This window comes from Faecalicoccus sp. LCP19S3_E2 (assembly GCF_052121255.1).
Classification (GTDB): Bacteria; Bacillota_I; Bacilli_A; order Erysipelotrichales; family Erysipelotrichaceae; genus Faecalicoccus.
The window spans coordinates 1-25,611 of record NZ_JBQKEP010000010.1; the positions used below are offsets into that span (position 1 = coordinate 1).

The 25,611-nt window shown below is 39.4% G+C and carries 23 protein-coding genes, 7 tRNA genes and 1 pseudogene; 24 read left to right on the plus strand and 7 right to left on the minus strand.

Features of this window, described 5'->3' with window-relative positions; genetic code table 11:
• Window positions 1-135: 135 nt before the first annotated feature.
• Genes ACTQX6_RS09195 through serC form a run of 3 tightly spaced genes read right to left on the minus strand, consistent with a single transcriptional unit; the run spans window position 136 to window position 3,163 of the window.
• A complete protein-coding gene (locus ACTQX6_RS09195) occupies window positions 136-912 on the minus strand; it encodes a histidinol-phosphatase HisJ family protein (RefSeq protein ID WP_117446203.1) in 777 nt (258 codons plus the stop codon).
• Window positions 909-2,081 (minus strand): phosphoglycerate dehydrogenase, encoded by a 1,173-nt coding sequence (locus ACTQX6_RS09200; RefSeq protein ID WP_117446202.1) that lies wholly within the window; start codon window positions 2,079-2,081, stop codon window positions 909-911. The genes ACTQX6_RS09195 and ACTQX6_RS09200 overlap by 4 nt, the downstream gene beginning before the upstream one ends.
• Window positions 2,081-3,163 carry a 3-phosphoserine/phosphohydroxythreonine transaminase gene (gene serC / locus ACTQX6_RS09205; protein WP_117446201.1) on the minus strand — a complete coding sequence of 361 codons (1,083 nt, stop codon included), beginning with the start codon at window positions 3,161-3,163 and terminating at the stop codon, window positions 2,081-2,083. The genes ACTQX6_RS09200 and serC overlap by 1 nt, the downstream gene beginning before the upstream one ends.
• A gap of 211 nt (window positions 3,164-3,374) precedes the next feature.
• On the opposite strand from serC, the gene ACTQX6_RS09210 reads away from it, so the two are divergent.
• The 6 genes from ACTQX6_RS09210 to phoU all read left to right on the plus strand — a co-directional run bounded on the left by ACTQX6_RS09210 (window position 3,375) and on the right by phoU (window position 8,352).
• Complete coding sequence (locus tag ACTQX6_RS09210) at window positions 3,375-4,145, plus strand: SGNH/GDSL hydrolase family protein (RefSeq protein WP_294687728.1); 771 nt, start codon at window positions 3,375-3,377, stop codon at window positions 4,143-4,145.
• Window positions 4,146-4,307: 162 nt separating this feature from the next.
• The gene (locus tag ACTQX6_RS09215) at window positions 4,308-5,180 is read left to right on the plus strand and encodes a substrate-binding domain-containing protein (protein ID WP_294687726.1); all 873 of its coding nucleotides are present in this window, start codon (window positions 4,308-4,310) and stop codon (window positions 5,178-5,180) included.
• A 77-nt stretch (window positions 5,181-5,257) separates the two neighbouring features.
• A complete protein-coding gene (gene pstC / locus ACTQX6_RS09220; protein WP_117446198.1) occupies window positions 5,258-6,109 on the plus strand; it encodes a phosphate ABC transporter permease subunit PstC in 852 nt (283 codons plus the stop codon).
• On the plus strand, window positions 6,109-6,936 hold the full coding sequence (pstA, locus tag ACTQX6_RS09225) for a phosphate ABC transporter permease PstA (protein WP_022790575.1): 828 nt from the start codon (window positions 6,109-6,111) through the stop codon (window positions 6,934-6,936). The genes pstC and pstA overlap by 1 nt, the downstream gene beginning before the upstream one ends.
• 4 nt (window positions 6,937-6,940) lie before the next feature.
• Window positions 6,941-7,696 carry a phosphate ABC transporter ATP-binding protein PstB gene (gene pstB, locus ACTQX6_RS09230; RefSeq protein WP_027969148.1) on the plus strand — a complete coding sequence of 252 codons (756 nt, stop codon included), beginning with the start codon at window positions 6,941-6,943 and terminating at the stop codon, window positions 7,694-7,696.
• On the plus strand, window positions 7,696-8,352 hold the full coding sequence (phoU, locus tag ACTQX6_RS09235; RefSeq protein WP_022790573.1) for a phosphate signaling complex protein PhoU: 657 nt from the start codon (window positions 7,696-7,698) through the stop codon (window positions 8,350-8,352). Before pstB ends, phoU begins: the two co-directional genes overlap by 1 nt.
• 114 nt (window positions 8,353-8,466) lie before the next feature.
• On the opposite strand, the gene ACTQX6_RS09240 is transcribed toward phoU, so the two are convergent.
• From ACTQX6_RS09240 to ACTQX6_RS09250, 3 genes and pseudogenes are all read right to left on the minus strand, one after another.
• Window positions 8,467-9,807, minus strand: coding sequence for an ATP-binding protein (locus ACTQX6_RS09240; RefSeq protein WP_117446195.1), 1,341 nt, complete (start codon window positions 9,805-9,807; stop codon window positions 8,467-8,469).
• Window positions 9,808-9,981: 174 nt separating this feature from the next.
• The gene (locus tag ACTQX6_RS09245; protein WP_022790570.1) at window positions 9,982-10,398 is read right to left on the minus strand and encodes an Hsp20/alpha crystallin family protein; all 417 of its coding nucleotides are present in this window, start codon (window positions 10,396-10,398) and stop codon (window positions 9,982-9,984) included.
• A 185-nt stretch (window positions 10,399-10,583) separates the two neighbouring features.
• Window positions 10,584-11,216, minus strand: a pseudogene (locus tag ACTQX6_RS09250) (EcsC family protein); the annotation flags it as partial.
• Window positions 11,217-11,403: 187 nt separating this feature from the next.
• Here ACTQX6_RS09250 and ACTQX6_RS09255 point away from each other — a divergent pair.
• The 7 genes from ACTQX6_RS09255 to ACTQX6_RS09285 all read left to right on the plus strand — a co-directional run bounded on the left by ACTQX6_RS09255 (window position 11,404) and on the right by ACTQX6_RS09285 (window position 18,330).
• Window positions 11,404-12,504 carry an ABC transporter substrate-binding protein gene (locus ACTQX6_RS09255; protein WP_294687718.1) on the plus strand — a complete coding sequence of 367 codons (1,101 nt, stop codon included), beginning with the start codon at window positions 11,404-11,406 and terminating at the stop codon, window positions 12,502-12,504.
• Window positions 12,494-13,330 carry an alkaline phosphatase family protein gene (locus tag ACTQX6_RS09260; protein WP_441657433.1) on the plus strand — a complete coding sequence of 279 codons (837 nt, stop codon included), beginning with the start codon at window positions 12,494-12,496 and terminating at the stop codon, window positions 13,328-13,330. The genes ACTQX6_RS09255 and ACTQX6_RS09260 overlap by 11 nt, the downstream gene beginning before the upstream one ends.
• Complete coding sequence (locus ACTQX6_RS09265; RefSeq protein ID WP_294687713.1) at window positions 13,305-14,153, plus strand: ABC transporter permease; 849 nt, start codon at window positions 13,305-13,307, stop codon at window positions 14,151-14,153. The genes ACTQX6_RS09260 and ACTQX6_RS09265 overlap by 26 nt, the downstream gene beginning before the upstream one ends.
• On the plus strand, window positions 14,150-14,956 hold the full coding sequence (locus tag ACTQX6_RS09270; protein WP_022790565.1) for an ABC transporter permease: 807 nt from the start codon (window positions 14,150-14,152) through the stop codon (window positions 14,954-14,956). The genes ACTQX6_RS09265 and ACTQX6_RS09270 overlap by 4 nt, the downstream gene beginning before the upstream one ends.
• Window positions 14,956-15,975: an ABC transporter ATP-binding protein gene (locus ACTQX6_RS09275; RefSeq protein WP_294687711.1), complete on the plus strand. Its 1,020-nt coding sequence runs from the start codon at window positions 14,956-14,958 to the stop codon at window positions 15,973-15,975. The genes ACTQX6_RS09270 and ACTQX6_RS09275 overlap by 1 nt, the downstream gene beginning before the upstream one ends.
• A gap of 83 nt (window positions 15,976-16,058) precedes the next feature.
• Window positions 16,059-16,763 (plus strand): ABC transporter ATP-binding protein, encoded by a 705-nt coding sequence (locus ACTQX6_RS09280; protein ID WP_294687707.1) that lies wholly within the window; start codon window positions 16,059-16,061, stop codon window positions 16,761-16,763.
• Window positions 16,756-18,330, plus strand: coding sequence for a hypothetical protein (locus ACTQX6_RS09285; RefSeq protein ID WP_294687706.1), 1,575 nt, complete (start codon window positions 16,756-16,758; stop codon window positions 18,328-18,330). The genes ACTQX6_RS09280 and ACTQX6_RS09285 overlap by 8 nt, the downstream gene beginning before the upstream one ends.
• A gap of 30 nt (window positions 18,331-18,360) precedes the next feature.
• Here ACTQX6_RS09285 and ACTQX6_RS09290 read toward each other — a convergent pair whose 3' ends face one another.
• Entirely contained in the window at window positions 18,361-18,726 is a 366-nt protein-coding gene (locus tag ACTQX6_RS09290) for a hypothetical protein (protein WP_294687703.1), read from the minus strand.
• A 206-nt stretch (window positions 18,727-18,932) separates the two neighbouring features.
• On the opposite strand from ACTQX6_RS09290, the gene ACTQX6_RS09295 reads away from it, so the two are divergent.
• The 11 genes from ACTQX6_RS09295 to ACTQX6_RS09345 all read left to right on the plus strand — a co-directional run bounded on the left by ACTQX6_RS09295 (window position 18,933) and on the right by ACTQX6_RS09345 (window position 25,484).
• Complete coding sequence (locus tag ACTQX6_RS09295; RefSeq protein WP_294687696.1) at window positions 18,933-20,042, plus strand: M56 family metallopeptidase; 1,110 nt, start codon at window positions 18,933-18,935, stop codon at window positions 20,040-20,042.
• Window positions 20,043-20,184: 142 nt separating this feature from the next.
• Window positions 20,185-20,261, plus strand: a tRNA-Arg gene (locus ACTQX6_RS09300).
• A gap of 13 nt (window positions 20,262-20,274) precedes the next feature.
• Window positions 20,275-20,351 (plus strand) — tRNA-Pro (locus tag ACTQX6_RS09305).
• Window positions 20,352-20,365: 14 nt separating this feature from the next.
• Window positions 20,366-20,442 (plus strand) — tRNA-Met (locus tag ACTQX6_RS09310).
• A gap of 11 nt (window positions 20,443-20,453) precedes the next feature.
• Window positions 20,454-20,530 (plus strand) — tRNA-Ile (locus tag ACTQX6_RS09315).
• Window positions 20,531-20,544: 14 nt separating this feature from the next.
• Window positions 20,545-20,635: transfer RNA gene (locus tag ACTQX6_RS09320), tRNA-Ser, on the plus strand.
• Between the two features lie 20 nt (window positions 20,636-20,655).
• A tRNA-Met gene (locus tag ACTQX6_RS09325) sits at window positions 20,656-20,732 on the plus strand.
• 3 nt (window positions 20,733-20,735) lie between these two features.
• Window positions 20,736-20,811 (plus strand) — tRNA-Phe (locus ACTQX6_RS09330).
• Between the two features lie 272 nt (window positions 20,812-21,083).
• A complete protein-coding gene (locus ACTQX6_RS09335; RefSeq protein ID WP_117446183.1) occupies window positions 21,084-22,421 on the plus strand; it encodes an MFS transporter in 1,338 nt (445 codons plus the stop codon).
• Window positions 22,418-23,689, plus strand: coding sequence for an MFS transporter (locus tag ACTQX6_RS09340; RefSeq protein ID WP_294687693.1), 1,272 nt, complete (start codon window positions 22,418-22,420; stop codon window positions 23,687-23,689). Before ACTQX6_RS09335 ends, ACTQX6_RS09340 begins: the two co-directional genes overlap by 4 nt.
• A gap of 7 nt (window positions 23,690-23,696) precedes the next feature.
• A complete protein-coding gene (locus ACTQX6_RS09345) occupies window positions 23,697-25,484 on the plus strand; it encodes a CocE/NonD family hydrolase (protein ID WP_441657434.1) in 1,788 nt (595 codons plus the stop codon).
• Window positions 25,485-25,611 lie beyond the last annotated feature (127 nt).

The following is a 25,611-nucleotide window of genomic DNA, read 5'->3' on the forward strand; positions in this document are numbered from 1 at the left end:
TCTTCACATGCCTGTACCTTTTGTTGCTTCGTGTATTTAGCTTTTCTTCCCATATAAAAAATCCCACCTTTGTAGTTTCACATCGATGGGATAATTTTAATTATTTCGTGTGTCTACTTTAGTGGGATTATATCATTAATACGCTTCCTTTAATATCTCATAACAACGACCCACATTCTGTGGAACATGAGCATCGCTGGCCCATAGGATCGGTACTTCTTTTGTAAGGAGGATCTTTCGTAAGGTAGGATGAAGACCGATCTGCGGGTGGCGATATCGATAATAAGCACCGGTGTTATCTTCCAAGGCAACACCATGAGCTTTGGCAAGGTCTGCCAATTCATAATAGGTTGGTGTTAAATCGTATCCGGGATCGATCTGATAAAGCTTGATCACATCCGGATGCCCGATCTGGGTAAACAAATCCGATTCGATGCAGCTTTTAAGCTGTTGATAATATGCTGCATAGATATCTTTGCTTTCGTATTGGTTCCATAGAAGTTCCTTACTAAAAGCACTGATATCGTACAGCCGATCAAAGACATCGTGTACACTGCCGACCATAAAATCAAAAGGATAGACTTGCAGTGCTTTCTTTAAAAAATCTTCTCTTTCTTTTTTATAACAGACTTCCAGGCCCCATGTCACTTGAATCGGTAACGGCTCTTTTTTTACGTCTTCAATGAGGTCAATATATTCCTGGATCGAATTTTTTTGTTTCTTTAAAAACCATTCTTTCTGTGCAGGAATCTGGCAAATGTCTTCATACATTTCTTTAAATTCAAAGAAACGATGGGTATGATCCAGAATCTGCAGATGGTCTATTCCTTTCTCTTGGGCACTTTTTATGAATTCAAATACATAATCTTTGCTCAGAGGTCCATTTTCCAAATGTACATGAGCATCGATCATAGCGTTTCCCCCTGGTATGTCGTTACACGAATGACACCTTGAATCGATTGAATCTTTTCGATTGTCTGTGTGCTTGCTTTTTTGTCCAGATCCAGAATCGTATAAGCAATATCATTTTTCGATTTATTCATCAAATTTTCAATATTGGCATTATCATCACTTAAAACGTTTGTAATCTGAGAGATCATTTTAGGCACGTTATGATGGATTACACAAATACGGAACGGTGTATTAAAATCCATATGACATTCCGGCATATTGACCGAATTCTTGATGTTTCCATATTGTAGATAATGCATAGTTTCCTGCGCTGCCTTTATGGCACAGTTTTCTTCACTTTCTGCGGTAGATGCACCTAAATGCGGGATCGCAATGACGCCTGGATGATTGACCAGCTTCGGTGATGGGAAGTCGGTAACATAGGCGCCTACTTTACCGGAATCCAAGGCTTCCAGGATGTCATCTTCGTTGACTAGACCACCGCGGGCAAAATTCAAGATTTTAACCCCATCTTTCATCAACGCAATGGTTTCTTTATTGATGGTATCTCTGGTTTTGTCGTTGAGCGGAATATGGATCGTGATAAAGTCACTGTTTTTATACAAGTCTTTGACATCGCTGTCGTGTTTGACATAGCGAGATAAATTCCAGGCGGCTTCAATGGACATGTAAGGATCATAGCCACGAACCTTCATACCAAAACGTAAGGCTAAGTTTGCCACCTGAACACCGATAGCACCACATCCGATGACGCCCAGGGTTTTACCGTTTAATTCGGTACCGGCATATTTTTTCTTTTGTTTTTCCATATCCTTGGCTAAATTTTCGTTGTTTTCCTGTGTTTTGGCCCAGGTAATTCCACCATAGATATCACGAGATGCCAACAACATACCGGCAAAGACGATTTCCTTGACGGCATTGGAATTGGCACCCGGTGTATTAAAGACGACGATACCTTTTTCCGTACAGGTTTTAATATCAATATTGTTGGTGCCGGCGCCGGCTCGGGCGATACACTTCAAATTCGGATTATAGTCCAAATCGTGTAGATTGGCACTTCGTACCAGAATCGCATCTTCATTTTCCAAATCTTCTTTGACTTCATAATTTTCATTGAATGTATCTAACCCAACCTGGGCAATATTGTTGTAGAGCTTTACTTTATACATTAGGCAAGATTCTCCTTTTCAAACTTCTTCATAAAATTGATCAGGGCATAAACCCCTTCCATTGGCATCGCGTTGTAAAGGCTGGCACGCATACCGCCTACGGTACGATGTCCCTTTAAGTTTACCAGTCCGGCTTCTTTGGCTTCTTTGACAAACTTTTTATCTAATTCGGCATCGCCGGTTACAAAAGGAATGTTCGTATAAGAACGATCTTCTTTGGCTACCGGATTGGAATACAGTTTTGACTCATCGATATAGTCATATAATAAGGAAGCACGTTTGCGTGTTAGTTTTTCCATTTCTTCCAAACCGCCGATTTCTTCTTCCAGCCACTGTAGCACAAGGCCTACCATATAGATCGCATAACATGGTGGCGTATTGTACATCGAATCGTTATCGGCATATGTTTTATAATCCAATAAGCTGGGAATGTTTTCTTTGGCGTGTCCGATCAAATCTTTTTTGATGATCACAACGGTAACACCGGCTGGTCCCATATTCTTTTGGGCACCGGCAAAAATTAAGTCATATTTAGAAACATCGGTTCTCTCACTTAAGATACAACTGCTTAGATCGGCAACTAAAAGTTTTCCTTCATGAGGAGGCAATTCTTTATATTTGGTACCATAAATCGTATTGTTTTCGCAGATATAGACATAATCACTATCCGGTGTTAAATCTTCCTGTTTAATTTTAGGAATATAAGTAAAATTGTCTTCGGCGCTGGAAGCAATTACCTGTGTCTTACCCAGCTTTTGATGTTCCATAATTGCTTTCTTTGTCCATTGCCCGGTATTGATGATATCGGCACTGTGTTTTAATAAGTTAAGGGGAACCATAGAAAACTGCATGGTTCCTCCACCCTGACAGAACAGAATTTCATAATCATCCGGTATGTTCATCAAGCGTCTTAAACGAGCTTTACATGTATCTAAAATTTCCTGAAACTCACTGGAACGGTGGGACATCTCCATAACGCTCATTCCACTTCCATGAGCATCCAGCATTTCTTCCTGTGCTTTTTTGAGTACCCATTCCGGTAAACAGGCGGGTCCTGCACTAAAGTTATACACTCTTGTCATTTTCTTCACCCTGGTGTCATCCACCATTTCCTTTCTGTAATATCCATTATTATACGAGTATAAAAAAGAAAATCAAGAAAAATGTTCAGAAAATACAAACATATGTTTATAATATGAGTACATAAACTTTGAAAACACATCTATAAAAAAAGTGGAAATCTATCCCGCCACAATGTGTGAAATGTGATAGAATAAGAGCCAAGGAGAACGTATGAAACGAAAAGTAAAGTTAAAACCAAAAGTAAAGCGGGCCGGTATCATTTTTTTAGCAGTAATCGTAGTTTTATCCGGCTTTTTGATCTATCGAGTATGGAGTCATAATGCGACATTAGCGCAGGGCTTAGATTATATACAGGAGCAGGAGAATAAAAAAGTAAAGGAATTGTCTTCTTCTTTAAAGGATAAGAAGAATGCGGAAATGGAAAGTGCCATTGAATCTGGACAGGTAGATGTCTTTGCCTTGTTTGATGATGCGGTGATCTTTGGAGATTCGCGTGTTATGGGCTTTAGCGTGTATCATTTCTTTCCGGAAAGTCATGTATTGGCCTCATCCGGGGCAACTATCAAGGATATTTCAAACTGGGTAAATCAGGCGCAGTCCATGAATCCTTCGCTGATTTTCTTTTCTTATGGTGTGAATGATATGGGCTTAGGTTTGGATAGCGAGGGTGGCTATGATGCCCTTTATCAATCGCAGATCGAACAAGTCGTAAAGGTTTGTCCGGATGCGACCATCGTGGTCAACTCCATCATCTCAGCTACACCGGCCGCCATTGAAAAATCACCACGCTGGGATAAGGTGGATGAATATAATAAAAAGATCAAAGCCATGTGTGAAAAGAATGACTGGATCTATGTCGATAACAGTGAAATCTGCCAGAATGGAAACGCGGATATCTATCAGGCCGATGGAGTTCACTTTCTGCAGCCGTTTTATACGACATGGGCGGAAAATATGATCATGACAGTACGTAAACAATAGATAAATCAGACATTTCTGTAAAAACGGAAATGTCTTTTTTTATGAAAGTTCAAATGTTTTAGATGCTTAACTGTATTTTACATGGATTTAACATTTCTATACTTTAGCCTTAACAAACCTTTTGTATAGTATCAGTGTAAACAAAAGAAAAGAGGATAAAACATGAACAAATTTTTAAAGGGAATGTTAGCTTTAGGATTAAGCGCTACCGCTTTGGTCGGATGCTCCAGTGGAGGCGATGATGCACAGAGCGATGAAGGATCTGCATCAGGAGCAATTACTGTTGTAAGCCGTGAAGATGGTTCTGGTACACGTGGTGCCTTTACTGAATTAATGGGTATTGAAGAGGATGGAACAGATAACACAACCAGCTCTGCTCAGATCACAAACTCAACTTCAGTTATGATGACCACAGTTGAAGGAAACCCTTATGCGATCGGTTATATTTCATTAGGGTCTTTAAATGATACAGTAAAAGCGGTAACCGTAGATGGTGTAGAAGCTACTGTAGAAAATGTAGAAAGCGGAGAATATACCGTAAGTCGTCCGTTCTTAGTATGTACAACGGAAGATATCAGTGAATTAGGTCAGGATTTCATGAACTTTATCATGTCGGATGAAGGACAGGCCATCGTTGAAGAAGAAGGATATATCCCAAGAGAAACAACAGGTGCTTTTACTTCCAATGGTGCCAGCGGTGATTTGACCGTAGGTGGTTCCAGCTCTGTAACACCGGTTATGGAAAAACTGGCAGAAGCTTACGAAAAGATCAACACAGATGCTAATGTATCTGTACAGCAGAGTGATTCAACTTCCGGTGCTGAAAACACAATTTCCGGTGTATATGAAATCGGTATGTGCTCTCGTGATTTAACAGAAGAAGAACAGTCTAAAGGACTTACACCAACAACGATTGCGTTAGATGGAATCGCTGTTATCGTGAATAAAGAAAATGCCGTAAATAATCTGACAACAGATCAGATTAAACAAATTTATACAGGCGAAATTACAGACTGGGCAGATATCTCTGAATAGTCGAATCAAAAGTGAATCGTTTTAAAAAGGGGCCAGAACCCCTTTTTGAGCGATTATAAGTAGAAAGGAATTGTGACATGCAGTTAAGAGAAAATGCAATGCGTATCGTATTTATGTTAGCTGCCTGCTTTAGTATCGTTGCGGTCTTTTTCATCTGTTTCTACCTGTTTATCAACGGGCTTCCTGCAATTGCGGAAATCGGTCCTTTGAATTTTTTAGGAGGAATGGAATGGCGTCCAAACAATGATATTTACGGTATCTTCCCGATGATCATCGGAAGTATTTACGTAACAGCAGGAGCAATTGTAGTGGGAGTACCGATTGGTATCTTAACCGCTATTTATATGGCTTATTTCTGTCCGAAAAAGCTATATCAGATCATTAAACCGGCAGTTGAGCTTTTAGCCGGTATTCCAAGTATCGTGTATGGTTTTTTCGGCCTGGTCGTAATTGTACCATTGATTCAGGATGCGTTTCATACCAGTGGAAATACCGTTTTAGCCGCTTCGATCCTGTTAGGGATCATGATCTTACCTACGATCGTTTCTGTATCCGAGGCAAGTTTGCAGGCGGTGCCGGATTCTTATTATGAAGGAAGTCTTGCCCTGGGAGCCACCCATGAAAGAAGTGTCTTTTTTGTTTGTTTAAAAGCAGCTAAATCCGGTGTGTTAGCCGGTGTGATCTTAGGTGTTGGTCGTGCAATTGGTGAGACCATGGCCGTTATCATGGTTGCCGGAAACCAGGCTGTTATGCCGGGCAGCTTACTTTCCGGTGTGCGAACCATGACCGCCAATATCGTGTTGGAGATGTCATATGCGACCGGTCTTCACAGGGAAGCTTTAATTGCGACGGCTGTTGTGTTGTTTGTCTTTATTATGATCATTAACCTGAGTTTCTCTGCCTTAAAGAGAAAGGAGGCTAAATCATAATGAAAGCAAAAAAAGATGGCGTTTCGTTATTTTTGTCAATCGTAACGCATGCCGCTGCCATCATTACGATTTTATGTTTGTTGTTTATTATCGCGTATATTTTGATTCGCGGTATTCCAAATTTGACACCGTCTTTGTTTGAATGGGAATATACGACAGATAATGTCAGTATGATGCCTTCAATCATCAACACGATTATTGTTGTGATTTTAACATTGTTGATTGCCGGGCCAATTGGGATCTTTTCAGCCATCTATCTGGTGGAATATGCCAAACGTGGTTCCAAACTGGTGAAGGTAATCTTGTTGACGACAGAAACCTTATCCGGTATTCCCAGCATCGTCTATGGTCTGTTTGGATCATTGATGTTTGTGATTTCCATGGGTATGGGTCTAAGTGTATTTGCCGGTTCTTTAACTTTGGCGATCATGGTGCTTCCTACAATTATGCGAACAACGCAGGAGGCGCTGGTTGCAGTACCGGATTCTTATCGTGAGGGAAGCTTTGGTTTAGGTGCTGGAAAACTTCGTACGATTTTCCGCATCATCTTACCGAGTGCCGTACCGGGAATCATGTCCGGTATTGTCTTGAGTATGGGACGAATCGTCGGAGAAACAGCAGCCCTGATCTATACTTCCGGAACGGTAGCGCAGGTTTGTACGAATATCTTTGCGCCGGGAAGTACGTTAGCTGTACACATGTATCGTTTGATGAGTGAAGGTTTGTACACGGAGCAGGCTTGTGCGGTTGCCGTTGTCTTATTAGTATTTGTGATTATTATGAACAGCTTGTCTTCGTATCTGGGAAGAAAGCTTGCGAAAGGATAAAAGTATGAATGAAGTCAAACTGTCAATACAGGATGTAAACTTGTACTATGGAGATTTTCATGCGCTGCACGGAATCTCTATGGATATCAAAGCCAATGAGATCACCAGTTTTATCGGACCGAGTGGTTGTGGAAAAAGTACGCTTTTAAAATCAATCAATCGTATGAACGATCTGGTGGAAGGTTGTAAGATTACCGGTAAGTTTTTATTGGATGGTCAGGATGTCTATAAAGATATTGAAGTGAATACACTGCGAAAAAGAGTCGGTATGGTTTTCCAGAAACCGAATCCATTTCCTATGAGCGTATATGACAATATTGCCTATGGACCAAGAACACATGGTGTAAAGCGTAAAGCCGATCTGGATCGAATCGTAGAAGAAGCTTTGCGGGATGCGGCCATTTGGGATGAATTGAAGGATCGTCTGGGAAAAAGTGCGCTGGGTTTATCCGGAGGACAGCAGCAGCGTTTGTGCATTGCCCGTGCGCTGGCAGTTAAACCGGAAGTGCTTTTGATGGATGAGCCGACCAGTGCCTTAGATCCGATCTCGACTGGAAAAATTGAAGAGCTGACGTTAAAATTAAAGAAAGATTATACGATCGTCATCGTTACGCATAATATGCAGCAGGCAATGCGTATCAGTGATAAAACCGCCTTCTTCCTATTAGGAGATTTGATCGAGTATGGAAGTACAGAAATGATGTTCTCTACACCAAAGGAAAAGAAGACGGAAGATTATATTACAGGGAGGTTTGGATAATGGTTATTCAGACAAAATTTTTAAAGCAGTTGCAGCAGTTAGAGTTGAAGATGACCGAAATGGGACAAAGTTGTTTGAAGGGATTGTCTTTGTGCAAGCATTCCTTGTATGACGGTGATAAGGTTTTGACTCAGGAAGTTGATGAACTGCATGAAGAAGTATCGACATTAAGTCGTGATTGCGATCAAAATTGTATGCGCATCTTGTTGTTGCAGGCGCCGGTTGCCAAAGACTTACGTCGTATTACGGTCGCAACCAACACCGTACGTGACTTAACACGTATCATGGATCAGGAAAAGGAAGTGGCTTCTTTAATTCGGGAAATGGATCACAGTGCCAACAGTGAGATTCATGATTCTATCGCCGAATTGTTCATGGTGGCCAAGGGCATGATTTCCAATGCGTTAAATGCCTATATGAGCCGAGATGAACAAGTTGCGCAGGATGTGATCAAAATGGATGATAAAGCCGATGCCGCTTATCTGGCAACCAAGAATTTTTATACAGATAAACTGGCTGCCAAGGTGGATGATCCGGGAAATCTTGTCAATTTGTTGTTGGTTGGGAAATACTTAGAGCGTATTTGCGACCATGCCGGAAATATTGCACGCTGGGTGTTGTATCAAAAATCCGGTATATTGGAATCAGAAGACTAAAAAATCAATTTGTTCATGTTTAAAGATGTCTGTTGCGGGCATCTTTTTTTGTATAGGAAAAAGGGGCTATGATATTAAATAAGCCCCTTTTGATAAAAGATATAAAGTTTTTGCTTAAACGCTTTTTTCTTTTAAAGCTAATTCAATGAGATGATCTGTTTGACCAGCCATAAAAAGTGGAATGTTTAAAACATCGTCATCTAATTTAAGATTGTCTAATGAATATCGAATACGAAGTTTAACTTTATCCGGAAAAAGCTCTTTGAATTTCTTTAGGCTTTTACTGGTGGTATTGGATTCTGATTTCACTTCAATCGGAAAGATATCGTTATCTCGTTGAATCAAAAAATCAACTTCATAAGGAGGATTTGCTTGTGACCAATATCGAGGTGTTACTTCAAATTGCGTCATTAGAGTTTGCAGAACAAAGTTTTCCGTTAAAGCACCTTTAAATTCAGTAAACAAGCGATTTCCTTCGCCAAAGGCTGTGGGGGCAAGCTTGGCTAATCGACGAAGGAGTCCCACATCAACCAGATAAATCTTGAATGCGGATACGTCATCATAGGCGCTTATCGGAAGACCGGGTGATGTACTACGATAGATTTTATGTACTAATCTTGCATCAATGAGCCACTGCAGTGCATCTTCGTACTCACGTGCCCTGGCTCCGGTTTTCACAACTTTATAAAGAAATTTCTTATTTTCCTTTGCCAATTGAGAAGGAATAGAATTCCAAATCATAGAAATTTTTGGAAATTCATTAACGTTGGGATGCTTGGCAAAATCACGCTCATAGGCCTCGATAATATTGGATAAAGTTTCCTGCATCACATTCACATCCCGTGCTTCCGTCCATATCCGTACTGGTTCAGGCATTCCACCTGTGACATAGTACATTTTTAACTTTTCATAAAGAGGGTTAAAAAAGGCATCTGGTATGGGTTCAATCGTATCGATCGTTTGTATGTATTCAGATAAATTGGAGTCACCATTCGCAATTAAAAACTCTTCGAAAGTCATAGGATCAACCTGCATGAAATTGACCTTGCCTACAGGAAAAGAAGAGGGTTTGGCTAATGCGATTCCTAATAAGGAACCGGCACAGGCAATGTGATACTCCGGTGCATTTTCGCAAAAATATTTCATGGAGTTAATCACATTGGGACAATCTTGGACTTCATCAAAAATAATCAATGTTTTTTCTGATGATATTGTCTGAGAGCTGGCCATGGATAAATTCTGTAAGATGCGGTTTACATTTTTTGTAGTATCAAAGAATTGTTTATATTCTTCATTCTCATCAAAGTTAAAATAAGCAACATTATCATAATAAAGGCGACCAAATTCTTTTAAGATCCATGTTTTACCAACTTGACGAACCCCTTTTACGATCAGTGGCTTTCGATAGGGTGATGTTTTCCAAGCCAATAGTTTTTTTAAGAGAAAACGTTCCATAACTATCATCCTCACATTTTTATTAATAATTTTGTGATTACAATCACACTTTTATTATATTTTAAAGATAAATAATATTCAATCACGTAATTATATATATTTATGTGATTACAATCACATTTTTATAGATTTTTTATGAACAAAAAAAAGAGGTGCTTATGCACCTGGAAACTTCTATTCGATTGGAATATATTTCTTTTCCTCGACTTGTTTTGGCGTATTACTTGGGAAAGTGATCTTTAATTCACCATTGTCAAAGTTAGCCTTGATGTCTTCTTCCTTAATGTTTTCACCAACATAGAAACTACGCGAACAAGAACCGGTAAAACGTTCCTGACGAATGATCTTTCCATCTTTGTCTTTTTCTTCATTGTTGGTGTTACGATTGGCGGTAATCTTCAAATAACCATCTTTTAACTCCAACTGAATATCTTCTTTTTTAATACCCGGAACTTCCATGCTTAATTCGTAATTGCCGTTCTTTTCGCAAATGTCTGTCTTCATCAATTGAGACGAAGTCGTTAAACCAAAATCATCATCAAAGAAATCATCAAACAAATCAAATGATCTAAAACCTGGATAGAATTTCATATACATCGCCTCCATTTTTTCCTAGGCGGTTGTTTACGCAGCCGTTGTTCATGAAATTTCTTCCTCATCAGGTTCCTTACCCTGATTACACTTATTATTATAGTCAAGTTTTTAGCACTGTAAATAGTAAAGTGCTAAAAATTTTATTTTTTTTGTTTTTAATGTTGTTTTTGTTCAACATTATGCTAAAATCTTCGCTTTTCGTATTGAATTTGTGCATATTCACTTAATCGATGCATGTATAAGGCATCATAGACACCGGTTGCAGAACCAACTAAAGGGATTCCCTGTACAAACTTTAAGGCCAAAAGTGTATGTGACATCATGGAAGCAGTACACTTTATTTCCTCTTCTAACTTGAGGTGCTGTCGATGGTTGAGTTTATGATAAACGTTGAATAGCTCATCGCCGGAACAGAAGGTTCCCTGCAATAGAAGAAGAATAAAGATCTTTTCTTGAGAGGTTTCATAAGAAAAGCCATTTTGCAGGGCAATCTGATACAGATTGCGAAATAACAGTGCTGTATATAAAAAGATATCCGGTAAACCTATACCTAAAAGTCCAAGACCTACACCACTGATTCCGGCGCCCAGAACATGGTGCTTGGCAATTCTTTTTGTGTCTTTATGATTACGTTTCCATGTTGTTTGTTGAAACGTATCTTTATCGTATGTCTTTTCAATCCAGGACACGCCTTTGGAAAAGATCAGATCAAAGGCTTTGATAAAAGCGGATGCCAAAGTCGATTGTAGCTTTTTTGGAACTTTTTGAGCGAATTTCTGTTCGATCCAAGGCTCTTTTTCTTGGCATACTTTTGAAGATAACGTCTTTCTTTTCTTTCAATTTTATAAATTCGAAGCTTTTGTTTCCACATAATTGTATTGTAGGCAAAAGCTTTTCATTTTACAAATTGTTAATAATATATTGCATAGTTTTAACGTTGTCATGATTCGTATTTAATGCTTATCGTTTATTCTAAATACTGTCGGAATAAGGAGGAGAACAATGAACTCGAAGATTTTAAGAGGCTCTTTGTGTGCCGCTTTAGCTTGTTCTTTATTAGCTGGGTGTGCGGAAGAAGGGCAGACAGAAACAGTAGATTTAAATGCGATGAGCTTTGATGAAATTGCCGAAAAGGCAAAAGAAGATGGAGAAGTAAACTCTGTAGGTATGCCGGATACATGGGCAAACTGGGGAGAAACATGGACAGAAATTGAAGAAAAATATGGTATCAAACATACCGATACAGATATGTCCAGTGCGGAAGAAATTGCCTTGTTTGCCAATGAAGCAAACGATGCGACCAAAGAAATCGGTGATGTGGGACAGTCTTTTGGTCCGGTAGCCGAAGAACAGGGTGTTACTTTACCTTATAAAACATCCTATTGGGATTCTGTTCCGGATTGGGCTAAAGACGATGATGGTGACTGGATCATCGGTTATTATGGAACCATTACCTTTATCACCAATAAAAATCTTGTAGAAGAAGCTCCAATGAGCTGGCAGGATGTTTTGGAAGGCGATTATACATTAACAATTGGTGACGTTTCCGTTGCGACACAGGCACAGAGTGGTCTGTTAAGTGCAGCCATTGCGTTTGGCGGTGATGAAAGCAACATTCAACCAGGTCTCGATTTCTTTAAGACATTGGCCGAAGAAGGACGTTTGGACATGGGAGATACCAGTGTGGCACGCCTTGAAAAAGGAGAAATTGAAGTTGCCGTATTATGGGATTACAACTCTTTAGGATATCGTTCCCAGATCATGGAAAATAACCCGGATGCCAACTTTGAAGTATCTGTTCCAAGCGACGGAGCCATTCAGAGTGGATATTGTACAATCATCAACAAATATACAAAGCGTCCGTATGCTGCTGCGGTAGCGCGTGAATTTATCTTGTCCGACGAAGGACAGATCAATCTTGCTAAAGGATATGCCCGTCCGATTCGTGATGATGTTGAGCTTCCAGAAGATGTAAAGGCCAGTTTGTTGCCGGATGATCAATACACCAATGCTCGCTTTATTGAAGATCAGGAAGCTTGGGACAAAGCTGTTGCCGATCTATCCAGCTCCTGGCAGGAAGAAGTAGTAGCTTATGCCCAATAAAACAGTCTTTGTTTTATTGGATGGATTACAAAGTCAATATGCCAGAGAACATTTAGGGTATCTGGAACATTGTGTTGAAAAACAGAAAGCGGCGAAATATGAAGTGCTGGGAGAGCTTCCCAGCGCTTCTCGTCCGATGTATGAAATGATCTTTACCGGTGTCAGTGCTTTAGAGCATGGTATTACCAATAATGGGATCATTCGTTTATCGAATCAAAAGCATTTGTTTCAAATGTTGAAAAATGCGCATAAAAAAAGCCTTGTGTTAGCATATTACTGGATCAGTGAATTGTATCTTTCAGCGCCGTTTGATAAGGACACAGATATGCTTCATGAAGATTCAAACTCTTGTATCGATAGAGGCTTTTTTTACTACGAAGATACATTTCCGGATTCTCACTTATATTCGATGGCTGCGCAGTTTATGAAGCAGGATACCTATGACTTTGTATTGATCCATCCGATGGGTATCGATGATGCCGGTCATAAGTTTGGTGCCGGTTCGAAAGAATACAGTCAGGCTGTGATTCAAAATGATAAGCTGTTATCCATATACATTCCGATGTGGTTAGATCAGGGATATAGCGTTGTCGTAGCAGCCGATCATGGCATGAGTGAGCAGGGCTATCATGGTGGAAACAGTGACAGTCAAAGAAATACAGCGTTATATATCATAGACTCTCGTATGCGGCAAGGCTTTTCAAAGAAGCAGCTGACTACGTTAGATATAACTCCTTTATTATGTTATGTATCGGGAATAGAAACATCCGAAAAGATGAAAGATTTGGAGGTGGGTTTACATGACAAAAACAAAGAAGAACAGTAAAGTCTATTTGTTGGCTTTGGTTCCGTTTTTTGTGATCACATTTTTGTTTGAGATCCTTCCTTTGATCAATATCGTCATCAAAAGCTTTACGCCAACCGGAGGCGGAGGCTTTACGGTCGAACATTTTGTGAAGATCTTTTCCACAAGACTTTACCAGCAGTCCATCTGGAACAGTATCTGGATTTCCGTGGTATCGGCTCTGGCCGGTATCGTGATTGCGTTTTTGGCGGCCAAAGCGGCCAATGCGGCCAGTCCCAAGATTCGTAATATCTTTACCAGTGTGTTAAACATCACCAGTAACTTTGCCGGTGTACCTTTGGCTTTCGCTTTTATGATTCTTTTAGGAAATGTGGGAATCTTAACGCTGATTGGGAAAAACTATGGCATCAGTTTTCTGGCTGATTTTGATCTATATACGATCAATGGTTTGCTTTTGACCTATATTTACTTCCAGATTCCAATGGCTACTTTATTGATGCTTCCGATTTTTGGTGGTTTGAAAAAAGAATGGAGAGAGGCGGTTGGACTTCTTGGAGGAAACGGTTTTCACTATTGGTTCAAGGTGGCCATTCCTTCTTTACTGCCAAGTATTTTAGGAACCTTCTCGGTGTTATTTGCCAATTCATTGGCTGCCTATGGTACGGCCTATGCTCTTTTAAGCAACAACATTGCGCTTTTACCGATTCGTATTTCGCAACAATATGTAGGTGAAGTCGTACAAAATCAAGAGTTTGGTTGTGCTCTGGCCCTTGTCATGATGATCTTGATGGTCATTTCTATTTTGATCACCAATAAATTTCAGAAACGAGGTGCAAACGCATGAAGATAAAAACACATTTGTGGGATGGCTTGATCTTGTTTCTGGTTGCAGCTTTTTTGATTTTGCCATTGGCTTTGACGTTTTTCTATTCGGTCTTTACTGAATGGATGGATATATTGCCGACCGGATTTACCCTGAGCTTTTATGCAGGCATTTTTTCCGATGGCGCCTTTATCAATTCCCTGCTTAGATCCATTGTGATTTCTATCGTGCCGGTTGTGATCTGTACGATTGCGATCTTATTGGTTTTGTATGTGATCACTTTGTATGTACCAAAGCTGGAAAAATATATTGAAATCCTTTGTAATATCCCGTATGCGATTCAGGGGGTCATCTTAGCGGCCGGTATCATTTCATTGTATTCGGGTAAACCGGGCTTTCTTTCGAACCGTATTTTCTTATTGGTGGGTGCTTACTGTATCATTATTTTGCCATATGTATTCCGTGGCTTGAAAAATATGATCGGTGCTTTGAATGTACGTTGTGTGATCGAAGCGGCACAGGTTTTGGGCTGCTCCAAACTGCATGCCTTTTTTACGATCGTGATCCCACAGATGAAGCGAGGCATTATTTCCACAATGATGTTGGCATTTACGATGATCTTTGCGGATTTCGTTGTTGTCAACATGATTGCCGGCAGTGCCTTTAGAACCGCAGGTATCTATCTGTATCAGACGATGTCCAAATCAGGTCAGACATCGAGTGCGATCATTGTGATCTTATTTATCACAACGTTGTTGATTTCTACACTCACATTGATGATTCAAAATAAAGCAATCAAATCAACGAAAGGGAGGAAAGCATAATGGCTTATATTGAGTTTCGAGGCATCTGTAAAAGCTATGATGGCGTGAATCAGGTGTTAAAAAATATCAATCTGGATGTCGAAAAGGGAGAGCTTGTCACTCTACTAGGACCAAGTGGTTGTGGTAAATCCACCCTGCTTCGTTCTTTGGCAGGTTTAGAAGATATCAGCTCCGGTCAGATTATTCTGGATGGTGAAGATATCACGAATACACCGGTACAAAAGCGTGGGATCGGTATGGTCTTTCAACAGTATTCATTATTTCAGAATATGAATGTAGAGGACAATATTGCCTTTGGTCTAAAAATTGCCAAGATGGATAAAAATGAGATCGACAAAAAAGTCAAAGCAGCCATTGAGATGGTGGATTTAACAGGTAAGGAAAAAAGTTATCCCAGCCAATTATCCGGTGGTCAGCAGCAGCGTGTGGCCATTGCCCGTGCTATTGTCATGGAACCGAAGGTTTTATTGTTGGATGAACCGTTGAGTGCTATTGATGCCAAGCTAAGACGTGAACTGCAGGAAAAGATCAAACGTGTACAAAAGGAGTTAAAAATCACAACGATCTTTGTCACACACGACCAGGATGAGGCTATGATCATGTCGGATAAGATTCATTTGATGAATCAGGGAATCATCGAACAAAGTGGCAAACCGGTACAGCTTTATACACATCCGGTATCGAAGTTTGCGGCTGAATTCATCGGACATTATAATATTTTGACACCGGTGGAACTGACGGCTTTCTTTCCGGAAAAGCGCTATCCGGGCAACTACTATGCGATTCGACCGGAAACATTTATGTTGTCAAAAGAGCCAATCGAAGATCCGGCTTATTTGACATTTGATGCCAAGGTCGTAGACTTCATTTCACGAGGAAATGTTCTACGCTATACCTTACAGTGTAAGGATGTAGTGTTTACATCAGAAGTTCTTTTTAGAAGTTTTGCCCTGTTTGAACCGGGAGCTACGGTTCATGTCGGTATCGAAGAACATAACTTATTACGTTTGAATGACTAGCGAAAGCTAGTTATTTTTTTGAAATGGGGGCATGTTAAAGATAGTTTCGCTATGTTAATATATTTGCATAAGTGAGGAAAACTATGGAATTACGAATTGAACATTTAAAAAAGAGCTTTGAAGAAAAAGAAGTTCTTAAAGACATCACGTTTACTTTCCAACCCGGTAAGATTTATGGCTTATTAGGAAGAAACGGGGCCGGAAAGACGACGCTGTTTAACTGCTTAAATCAGGATATTTCTGTGGATGCGGGAAGATTTTTCCTGCGGGATACAGATGCAGAACAGCCTTTGGGAATGGAAGATATCGGCTATGTCTTATCGACACCACAGGTGCCGGAATTTTTGACCGCCCGGGAATTCTTAAAATTTTTTGTGGAGATCAATGCGGCATCTATTCCCAATAAAATGGATCTGGATGCGTATTTTGATCTTGTGAATTTGGATAAAGAAGATCGAGATCGTCTGTTGAAGGATTTTTCACACGGTATGAAAAATAAGATGCAGATGTTGATCAATATCATTGCTTCTCCCAAGGTTTTATTGTTGGATGAGCCTTTGACCTCTTTAGATGTCGTTGTGGCGGAAGAGATGAAAAACATCCTTCGTGATTTGAAAAAGGATCGAATCTTAATTTTATCGACACATATTATGGAACTGGCCTTTGATCTGTGCGATGAGATCGTTTTGTTGAGTCATGGAAAGTTGGAAGAAATGCCGGAAAAAGAAAGCGAAGCTGAATTGAAAGCGGATATTTTGCGTATCCTGCAAGAGGAAGATCATGCGTAAGGTATTTTGGATCTCTTTTCGTCTGCGAATGACGTATCGAATCAACTCTATCTTATATGCGATTCGTCAGGTTCCGGGATTAAAACGCATATTATCGGTCAGTCTTTATGGAAAGACCGGCTTAAAGATGGTCTTCACAGTATTGGCATTATTGTGGGAAATCGTATCGATCTTTATCAACAAAGGATTGTATGTTGCCATCTGTATCTATTGCCCGGTTGTCTTGATGGCATCAAAACAGCCGAGTTTAGCGATCATCCATATTTTGTTCTTTTTAAGCATTGCCGGAGCCATTTCAAACAATACGATGTTTGATCCGACAAAGGATAAATACTATGCGATGATTTCCTTACGGATGGATGCCAAAGCCTATACTTTGACCGATTACACGTATTCGATGATCAAGATTCTGATGGGCATGGGTGCTTCTTTGTTGGTTGTCTGCCTGTGGTATCCGATTCCATGGTACTATTGTCTGATTGTTCCTTTTTACATCATCGCGGCTAAAACAATCAGCGCCGCCTGGTCTTTATATCGCTTTGAAACTAAAAAGATCCTTCGCAATGAGAATAGTCCGGTTAAACTGATTTGGACTTTGATTCTGACTTGTTGGGTTTTAGCTTATGGTGCACTCTTTGCCGGTTTCTTTTTGCCGGAGATCGCATATCTTGTTTTGATGACCATGGTGATCGTTGTCGGTATTGGTGTCTGTCCTTATGTTTTGAAATTTCAAAGATATAAAGAAATGTATCGCCTTTTACTACAAAAAGGGCCGGTTCAGATCAAGGCCAGCATGAAGGAAGTGCAGAACAAAAACTCCTGGGATATGATCAGCCAGGATCAAAAGATCACCAGTCAGAAAACGGGTTATGCGTATTTTAATGATTTATTCATCAAGCGGCATAAAAGGATTTTATGGCGTTCCAGCAAGCGCATGACGTTAATTTGTGTGGGTATTGTAGTATTCACCGGGATATTGGAAGTTTTCTTGGCAGAGGCAAGAGAAGTGGTACAAGGCTTTGTGTTGAACTATCTTCCCTATTTTGTGTTCATCCTGTATTCGTTTAACTCCTCTAAATCTGTCGTGCAGGCGATGTTTCGCAATTGTGATCACAGTATGTTGACATATTCCTTTTATCGCAGGTCGGATGTGATCTTATCTTTGTTTCGCTTGCGATTACGCTCTTTGATTGTGATCAATTTAATGCCGGCCTTGGTATTAGCCATTGGCCTGCCGATCCTTTTGGCAATCAGTCAGGCCGATGAAAGTATTTGGGTTTATCCCATCGTATTTATTTGTATTGTATCAACGAGCATTTTCTTTTCCATTCATTATTTGACAAGTTATTATCTTTTGCAGCCATATAATGAATTTACCGAAACCAAGAGCGCAACCTATGGTATCGTCATGTCATTGACCTACATTGTGTGCTTTGCGTTTATCTATATCCATATGAGCACCTATGTCTTTGGAACAATCATGTCACTTTTCTGCATACTCTATATTTTAATTGCGTATAAACTGGTTTATGCGAAAGCTCCGAAAACATTTCGCTTACGACGATAAAAAAACGACAGGACTTGACGTCTTGTCGTTTTATGCTTTTACGACCTTAAACTGCAGAGTTTTGATTTCATCTTTATACGCAATGGAAACTTGATACGTACCACATTCTAAATAGTCTTTTCCTTTAGAAACAACGTTACAGTTTTCATCCAATGTATATTTTTCACGATCTAATAAAGGTGAGTATAAAATCGCCTTTTTTAAGACTTCGGAAGATACGCTGGAGTCTAAAAAATTCTCTACTTTCAGATTTACAATTTCCCCTTTTTGATAAACAATGTTCGAACGAACCGGCAAGATATCCGCATGGGAACATGCACTGATAAACAAGCCAAAAATAACAGCCGCCAATGACAGGAGGATAGAACCCCGGACTATGATTTGTTTCCCCTTCATGAATGTAAAACCCCTTAATGATAAATCCCCTTTCGTAGCTGTATTATAGCACAATACAATCGCTGAATTTTATAAAATTTTCTTAATTTTTTTGTTCGATTTAAGAATCAATAGAAAGCCTGTTTTATGTCCTCATGAAATCTTAATGTTCTTTTTGAAAGAATTAGGATATAATAAATTTATAACGGGGGGGGGGTTATAATTTTATGCATATATCTGCTTCTTCGATTTTTATTACTTTATTAATGGCATTGGGGATGATTCTGCTTTTTTATGTTTTGATACAGAAAAAGAAGACACATCTTCTATTTCGGACGGATCTTTTGATATTGTTGGCGATGATCATATGGGGCCGTCTTTTTTTACCGGTGGAATTTCCTTTTACTATAACGATTGCGTTTAGTGCTTTGATGAATCCTTTACAGGCTCTTTTAAACACTGTGGTATTCGGCCATCGGTTTGGCGAAGTGATCATGATTCTCTGGTTTGTGGGGATGATAGCTACCGCTCTTCATTCTTTATATATGTTAAAAAGGATGTTTGATCTACAAAAGATCATTCAAAAGAAAAGTGAAGTGTTTCATATTTCTGATTTCATGAAGGTGAATCCAAAAAACGATTATCCGGTTTGGAAGACGGATTTAATCGAAGTTCCTATGGTTTTAGGATGGCAAAAAGTGATCCTGTTACCAAATGTTTCTTATTCACAAAAGGAAATAGAACACATTTTATCGCATGAGCAGCAGCACATTCTAAATCATGATATATGGATCAAACAGCTGATGAATCTTTTAACGATCGTATATTGGTGGTTTTTACCGGTGTACTGGCTGAAAAATCAAGTTCAGATCGTATTGGAGATGCGTGTAGATGAAAAAGTAACACGTTCTATGACACAGGAGAAAATGTTGGACTATGTTTCCACTTTAGTGGAAATGAACGAGAAGATAACTAAAAATGTGTTACAGAAGAGATTGCGATTTTCATCGAGCTTTTTCTTAGCGGAAAATAGAAATGTTTTATCGTATCGTGTTCAATATCTTTTAGAATCCAAACAGAAGAAAAAGACAAATAAAGGTATTTTACTGTTTGTGTTTATGCTTCCTGTTTTCACAAATCTTGTCATTTTTGAGCCTTATCATGAAAATGCTCCTGGAACCGAAGGAACATGGAGCGAGCAAGAAATGCAGGAGCAGGGATATTTGATTCATCATCAAGATGGAACTTATACTTTTTGTATAGATGGGCAACAGGCGACTATACAAAATATAAAAGATCCTATCTTTGAAAATATAAAAGTGATAGAGGAGGAATAATGGGTTATGAAAATGGTTCTGTGAAATCATCGAAGGCATCTTTTTTTGACAGATAGATACGACAATCCGTGTAAAATTTAAAAAAAGGCATTGCAAAAGGGGAAAGGCTGTGCTATATTAATTGAGCACTGATTGTGTATGTGCGCCCATAGCTCAATTGGATAGAGCGTTTGACTACGGATCAAAAGGTTGTGGGTTCGACTCCTGCTGGGCGCGCCATTTATTTTGTTTTCGGGACGTAGCACAGCTTGGTAGTGCACTTGATTTGGGATCAAGGGGTCGCAGGTTCAAATCCTGTCGTCCCGACCACTTTCTAAATTTTTGGCTGGGTAGCTTAGTTGGCTAGAGCATCCGGTTCATACCCGGAAGGTCGTGAGTTCGAGTCTCACTCCAGCCACCAACGAGTTTAATGGACCCTTAGCTCAGTTGGTCAGAGCATCCGGCTCATAACCGGCGGGTCGTAGGTTCGAGTCCTACAGGGTCCACCAATTTTAATACGATTGGAGAAGTACCCAAGTGGCTGAAGGGTCCGGTCTTGAAAACCGGTAGGTCGTTAGCGCGGCGCCTGGGTTCGAATCCCAGCTTCTCCGCCATTCAAGTTAATATTTCACATCGCGGGGTAGAGCAGTCTGGTAGCTCGTCGGGCTCATAACCCGGAGGTCGTTGGTTCAAATCCTTCCCCCGCAACCAAATGGTCTCATAGCTCAGTTGGTAGAGCAAAGGACTGAAAATCCTTGTGTCGTTGGTTCGATTCCGACTGAGACCACCACTTATGAAAATGAGTCTTTATCACATTCGATAAAGGCTTTTTTTGTTTTCTGAGTGTTCAATCGGGAATCTGTGTGAAAAGTATGATTTCTAGATTCAAATTAAGATGGATTTTTCCTTATTATTGAAAATAGATTTGCCCAACTTATTACTTCTTAATTAGGATTTTTTCGATGAAAAATCATTATGAAAATTCATGAAACAAAAATGAAAAAAATATTTGATATATTACTGGTATAAACGTATAATGAAAGCTGTTTTTAGGAGGGTGTAATGGAGACAATAAGGGAAAAGAGAAATATTCTTTGCTTCATTATAAGTTATGTCATCAATAATCTGGCAAGTGGTGTTTTATATGATACTTATGTGAATTATTTACAGGAAGTACAAGTCTCAATTGCGACATCTTTTTGGGCTTTTTACGGATATGCGACATTTATCAGTGCCTTGTTGTTATTGGCTGTACCTAAAATAGGCTATAAAAAACTGCTGCTGTTTTGTTCGCTAGGAACATCGTTTGCGTTTTTTGGGGCTATCTTTCTACAATATGACTGGGTGCTCTACGCTGCGACATTACTGGCTTTAACAGGTGTACAACTTCATTTTATTATGCTAAGTCCTTTTATTGCCTGTTATACTGAACATCTGGGCCTAAAAAAAATAAATTGGTACACAAGAACGTACTATATGGGATACATTGGTTATTTTATTGCCACTTATTTAGGGGGAGCTTTTGTGGTCAAAGCTTTTTCGATGGTTTCTGGCATTACATATTCTGCAGCGCAGGAAGCAACGCGATATATTACGCAGTTATCCAATGCCATGTATGCGAATTATATGATGGGGAATGAAATCGTATTATTTCTATTTGGCTGCATTTCTTTGATTTCATTAATTCCTGTATTGTTCATCAAAGAAAAGAAAGAAGACTTTATGACACATGAATTCCAAGAGAAGATTTCATGGAAGCAAAAAATAAGAGGGATTTCAGAGGTTTTATTAAATCGTTATTCCAGAGCTTATTTATTATATTGGGCTTTGATTTCTTTTGCGATGGGATTGTTTACATCGTATTATACCGTGTATTTGAATCGAAACCTGCATATTGATAAAGCTACATCTTCTTTAATTGTTTCGATTTCGTATATTGCCATTGTGTTGTTTATGTTTTTTACACCTAAGTGTGTGAAGAGATTTGGTAAAGTAGGTACGATCTTTTTTACAGTGATGGCTTCTATACCGTTTATGATCTTGATCGGATGTGGAAATTATCTGGGGGATTTTGTAGTCCCTGTTGTAGGTGGTGCTTTATTTATTCGAGCCGGTCTTGCCAACTTATCCAGTCCGGTCGATAGTTCCTTGTCTATGGATGTCATTCCTAAATCGATTCGTCCTATTTATACTTCGCTGGTGAATTTCATGGCGGGAATCGTTAGTATTTTAAGTGGTTACTTTACGGGTGGTTATTTATTTTTAGAACAATCTGGCTATCAGAAAGCTTATTTTATTGCCGCCGGACTTTATGCGGTTGCAGGCATAGTTCTTTATAAGGGATTACATTCCTTTAATCATAAAGAAGATCAAATTGTTAAACAGGAGGAGAGTTTATGAAAAACTTATTAGCAAAGCTCGGTTTTGGAGAGAAATTATCCAAAAATATTTGGGCGATTCTTATTGTTGCCTTTAGTGGAGCCATCATATACGGATTGCCATATTTCCGTTTTGATTATTATGATGCCTACTTGGCAACGTATCATTTAACTAATACACAGATAGGCGTTTTTGGCAGCATCTTAGGTATATTTGGGATGATTTCTTATCTGTTTGGAGGGGTTGTGGCCGACCGCTTCTCAACACGAATTATTTTGACTGTTTCTTTGATTGGAACCGGTCTTGGTGGTTTTGTTCATTTGTTGCCACTTAACTATTATGGATTGGTAGCGCTGTATGCTTTCTGGGGAATTTCAAGTTTATTTGCCTTTTGGCCGGCCTGTGTAAAAGCGGTGCGTATTTTGTCCGGTTCAGATGATCAGGGAAAAGCTTATGGTTTCTTTGAAGGCGGACGAGGCATCGGCGCGGCTTTGATGGCTATGGGAGCTGTGGTTGCGTTCCGTATTGGAATTGGACAGATCAACGATGAAGTACTGGGCATGAAAACCGTCATTGTATATTATTCCATTATTACGATTGCGATGGGTATTTTTTGTTTCTTTACGGTAAAGGATGGAAAAATGGAAAAGAGCGATCGTATTTCGTTTAAGGGAATAGGTCAAGTCTTAAAGATGCCTGCGGTTTGGATCATTGGATTTGTGACATTTTGTAATTATGTATTTACTTTATCTTTGTACTACTTTACACCTTATGCGACATCGATCTTAGGGGCAACGGTTACTTTTGGAGCGACTTTAGCTGCTTTAAAGCGTTGGTTTTCTTTATTTGGAAATGTAGGTGGTGGATTTTTCTCCGATAAATTTGGAACAGGAAATGCGCTTTTGATTTCATTTGTGATCATGATTTTGGGAACATTAGGCATTTTGATCTTGCCGATACAATCGGATTCAATTTTGATGTTTACGATTTTATTTGTTCTGATTTATATTTTCTACAATGTCAATTATGCGCAGACATGGGCTATGATGGATGAAGGTGGTATCCCTGAAAAATTCTCCGGAACGGCTGCGGGCATTATTTCCACAGTCGGCTATTTACCGGAAATCTTTGTTTCTGTATTAGCCGGGATTATGATCGATCAAAATCCTGGCGTAGATGGATATCGACATTTTTTCGGATTTTTGGTTGCGATGTTGGCCCTTGGTGCCATCTTTGTATTGATATGGAAAGCATATTTAAAGAAACATCCAAAAGAAACAAACAAATAGGAGTTTTATGAAAACAATTTTTGAAAAAGTATATGTGGAAACACCGGTGGATACGGATGAGGATGGAAAATACGATCTTATTGCGGTGTATATCAAACGTCCGCTTATAGATGAAAAAGTGCCGGCCGTATTTGTGGCGAATCCTTATATGTTACATTGTAATGAAGATTGGTATGAACTTTACGATGTCAATAAAAATATCAAGGCGTATTCGACGCAAAATATTACGGAAAGTGATATTTTGTTTGTTCCCAGAAAACAACCAATGTATCCTAAAACGAAGTCACAGGGGGAAGTAAAAACCAATCCGATTCCGGAACCGGATCCAAGTGAATACGAATGTATTTCGGATTTGTATGATCATTTGATTGAAAGAGGATATGCCGGTGTTTTTAGTGCCGGATTGGGAACAAGAGGATCGGATGGTTTGACGCGTACCGGTTCGCAGGAAGAAATTCTTGCGTTTAAATCGGTTATCGATTGGTTGAATGGAAGAGCTCGTGCTTTTGTCGATCGTACAAGACAAATGGAGATCAAAGCGCATTGGTGTACCGGTTCTGTTGCCATGTCGGCTCGTTCTTATTTAGGAACGATGTGTATCGGTGTTGCGACGACCGGTGTTGAAGGGTTGAAAACGATCATTCCGGAAGCAGGTATCTCTAATTGGTATGAATACTATCGACATAATGGTTTAACATTACCGGCCATGGACTGGCAGGGAGATGACTTAGATATTTTGTCAAAATATTGTTTTTCAAGAGTTCTGGATTCTAAAGATTTTGAAACGATACGTCCTTTATTTGAAAAATCGCAAAAGGAGCTTCAAGAAGGAGAAGACCGGGAATCCGGAAACTATAATCGCTTCTGGGATGAAAGAAACTATCTCAAACATGTCGATCAAATCAAGGCTTCTGTTTTTGTGATACAAGGACTTAATGATTGGAACGTAAAACCGGATCAAGGCATCTTGTTGTTTGAAAAGCTGCAGGAATTCGGAAAAGATCGAATGATGTTGTTGCATCAGGGACAACATATATACACATATCACTTAGAAGGCAGTCCGACTTTGTCTTTGATTGATCGATGGCTGGATTATTATTTAAAAGGTATGGATACCGGCATACAAGATGAGGCAAAGATCTTTGTTGAGAGCAATGTAGATCAGACGGTTTGGATGAAGGAAGAGCATTGGCCGCCTAGGCAAATGGAAGTGTATCAAATCAAGGATTCAGGAGTTCAAACGATCATAGATGATCTATCCAAAACAGTGTATGATCGAAAAAAGAAAAATACCAAAGAATGGCTGGATGAACTGGTATTAACACAAAATGCTCATTCGCTCTCGTTTGATCTGGAAACGTTTAAAAGGTCAGTTCGTTTTGCGGGTCGGGCAAAAGTACAGTTTCGTGCCCGTATCAATCAGCCAACCGCCATATTAAGTGCTATGCTGGTTGAAAAGGGAGAACAAAAACGATTAACGTGTCAGCTAGATGGCGATGAGAATCGTTCTTTTCGATTTAAGATGGAACAGGAACCATCCGCTTATTCTGTGATTACGCGAGGATGGATGAATGCACAAAATCGAAACAACAATTATTCAAAAGAAGAAATCAATCCTCAAAACTGGTACACCTATTCCTTTGAGTTTGTATCCAATGATTATACAATTGCACCAGGACATACGCTGGCTTTGATCTTGTATGGTATGGATGTAGATCAGACTCAGCTTCCATGGATATCGACAGCAATCGAAGTTGATACATCTTCTATCGTTGTAGAATGTCCTGTTAAGTAAGCAGGAAGAAAGAACTGGATATTCATAATTGATGAACGTCTTGAAAAAATAAATTGATAAAATGGAGAGATTCGAGAGTGAATTTCTCCATTTTTTTAAAAGAATTGTAGGAAAACAAGGATTCCCA

Excerpts from the sequence above, each read along its gene's own strand:
- ACTQX6_RS09280 (WP_294687707.1), top strand. The coding sequence starts at position 16,059 with ATGGAATTACGAATTGAACATTTAAAAAAGAGCTTTGAAGAAAAAGAA.
- ACTQX6_RS09285 (WP_294687706.1), top strand. The coding sequence starts at position 16,756 with ATGCGTAAGGTATTTTGGATCTCTTTTCGTCTGCGAATGACGTATCGA.
- ACTQX6_RS09200 (WP_117446202.1), bottom strand. The coding sequence starts at position 2,081 with ATGTATAAAGTAAAGCTCTACAACAATATTGCCCAGGTTGGGTTAGAT.
- pstC (WP_117446198.1), top strand. The coding sequence starts at position 5,258 with ATGCAGTTAAGAGAAAATGCAATGCGTATCGTATTTATGTTAGCTGCC.
- ACTQX6_RS09335 (WP_117446183.1), top strand. The coding sequence starts at position 21,084 with ATGGAGACAATAAGGGAAAAGAGAAATATTCTTTGCTTCATTATAAGT.
- ACTQX6_RS09255 (WP_294687718.1), top strand. The coding sequence starts at position 11,404 with ATGAACTCGAAGATTTTAAGAGGCTCTTTGTGTGCCGCTTTAGCTTGT.
- ACTQX6_RS09240 (WP_117446195.1), bottom strand. The coding sequence starts at position 9,807 with ATGGAACGTTTTCTCTTAAAAAAACTATTGGCTTGGAAAACATCACCC.
- ACTQX6_RS09290 (WP_294687703.1), bottom strand. The coding sequence starts at position 18,726 with ATGAAGGGGAAACAAATCATAGTCCGGGGTTCTATCCTCCTGTCATTG.
- ACTQX6_RS09215 (WP_294687726.1), top strand. The coding sequence starts at position 4,308 with ATGAACAAATTTTTAAAGGGAATGTTAGCTTTAGGATTAAGCGCTACC.
- ACTQX6_RS09275 (WP_294687711.1), top strand. The coding sequence starts at position 14,956 with ATGGCTTATATTGAGTTTCGAGGCATCTGTAAAAGCTATGATGGCGTG.
- ACTQX6_RS09210 (WP_294687728.1), top strand. The coding sequence starts at position 3,375 with ATGAAACGAAAAGTAAAGTTAAAACCAAAAGTAAAGCGGGCCGGTATC.
- serC (WP_117446201.1), bottom strand. The coding sequence starts at position 3,163 with ATGACAAGAGTGTATAACTTTAGTGCAGGACCCGCCTGTTTACCGGAA.
- phoU (WP_022790573.1), top strand. The coding sequence starts at position 7,696 with ATGGTTATTCAGACAAAATTTTTAAAGCAGTTGCAGCAGTTAGAGTTG.
- ACTQX6_RS09195 (WP_117446203.1), bottom strand. The coding sequence starts at position 912 with ATGATCGATGCTCATGTACATTTGGAAAATGGACCTCTGAGCAAAGAT.
- pstA (WP_022790575.1), top strand. The coding sequence starts at position 6,109 with ATGAAAGCAAAAAAAGATGGCGTTTCGTTATTTTTGTCAATCGTAACG.
- ACTQX6_RS09295 (WP_294687696.1), top strand. The coding sequence starts at position 18,933 with ATGCATATATCTGCTTCTTCGATTTTTATTACTTTATTAATGGCATTG.
- ACTQX6_RS09265 (WP_294687713.1), top strand. The coding sequence starts at position 13,305 with ATGACAAAAACAAAGAAGAACAGTAAAGTCTATTTGTTGGCTTTGGTT.
- ACTQX6_RS09345 (WP_441657434.1), top strand. The coding sequence starts at position 23,697 with ATGAAAACAATTTTTGAAAAAGTATATGTGGAAACACCGGTGGATACG.
- pstB (WP_027969148.1), top strand. The coding sequence starts at position 6,941 with ATGAATGAAGTCAAACTGTCAATACAGGATGTAAACTTGTACTATGGA.
- ACTQX6_RS09270 (WP_022790565.1), top strand. The coding sequence starts at position 14,150 with ATGAAGATAAAAACACATTTGTGGGATGGCTTGATCTTGTTTCTGGTT.
- ACTQX6_RS09260 (WP_441657433.1), top strand. The coding sequence starts at position 12,494 with ATGCCCAATAAAACAGTCTTTGTTTTATTGGATGGATTACAAAGTCAA.
- ACTQX6_RS09340 (WP_294687693.1), top strand. The coding sequence starts at position 22,418 with ATGAAAAACTTATTAGCAAAGCTCGGTTTTGGAGAGAAATTATCCAAA.
- ACTQX6_RS09245 (WP_022790570.1), bottom strand. The coding sequence starts at position 10,398 with ATGAAATTCTATCCAGGTTTTAGATCATTTGATTTGTTTGATGATTTC.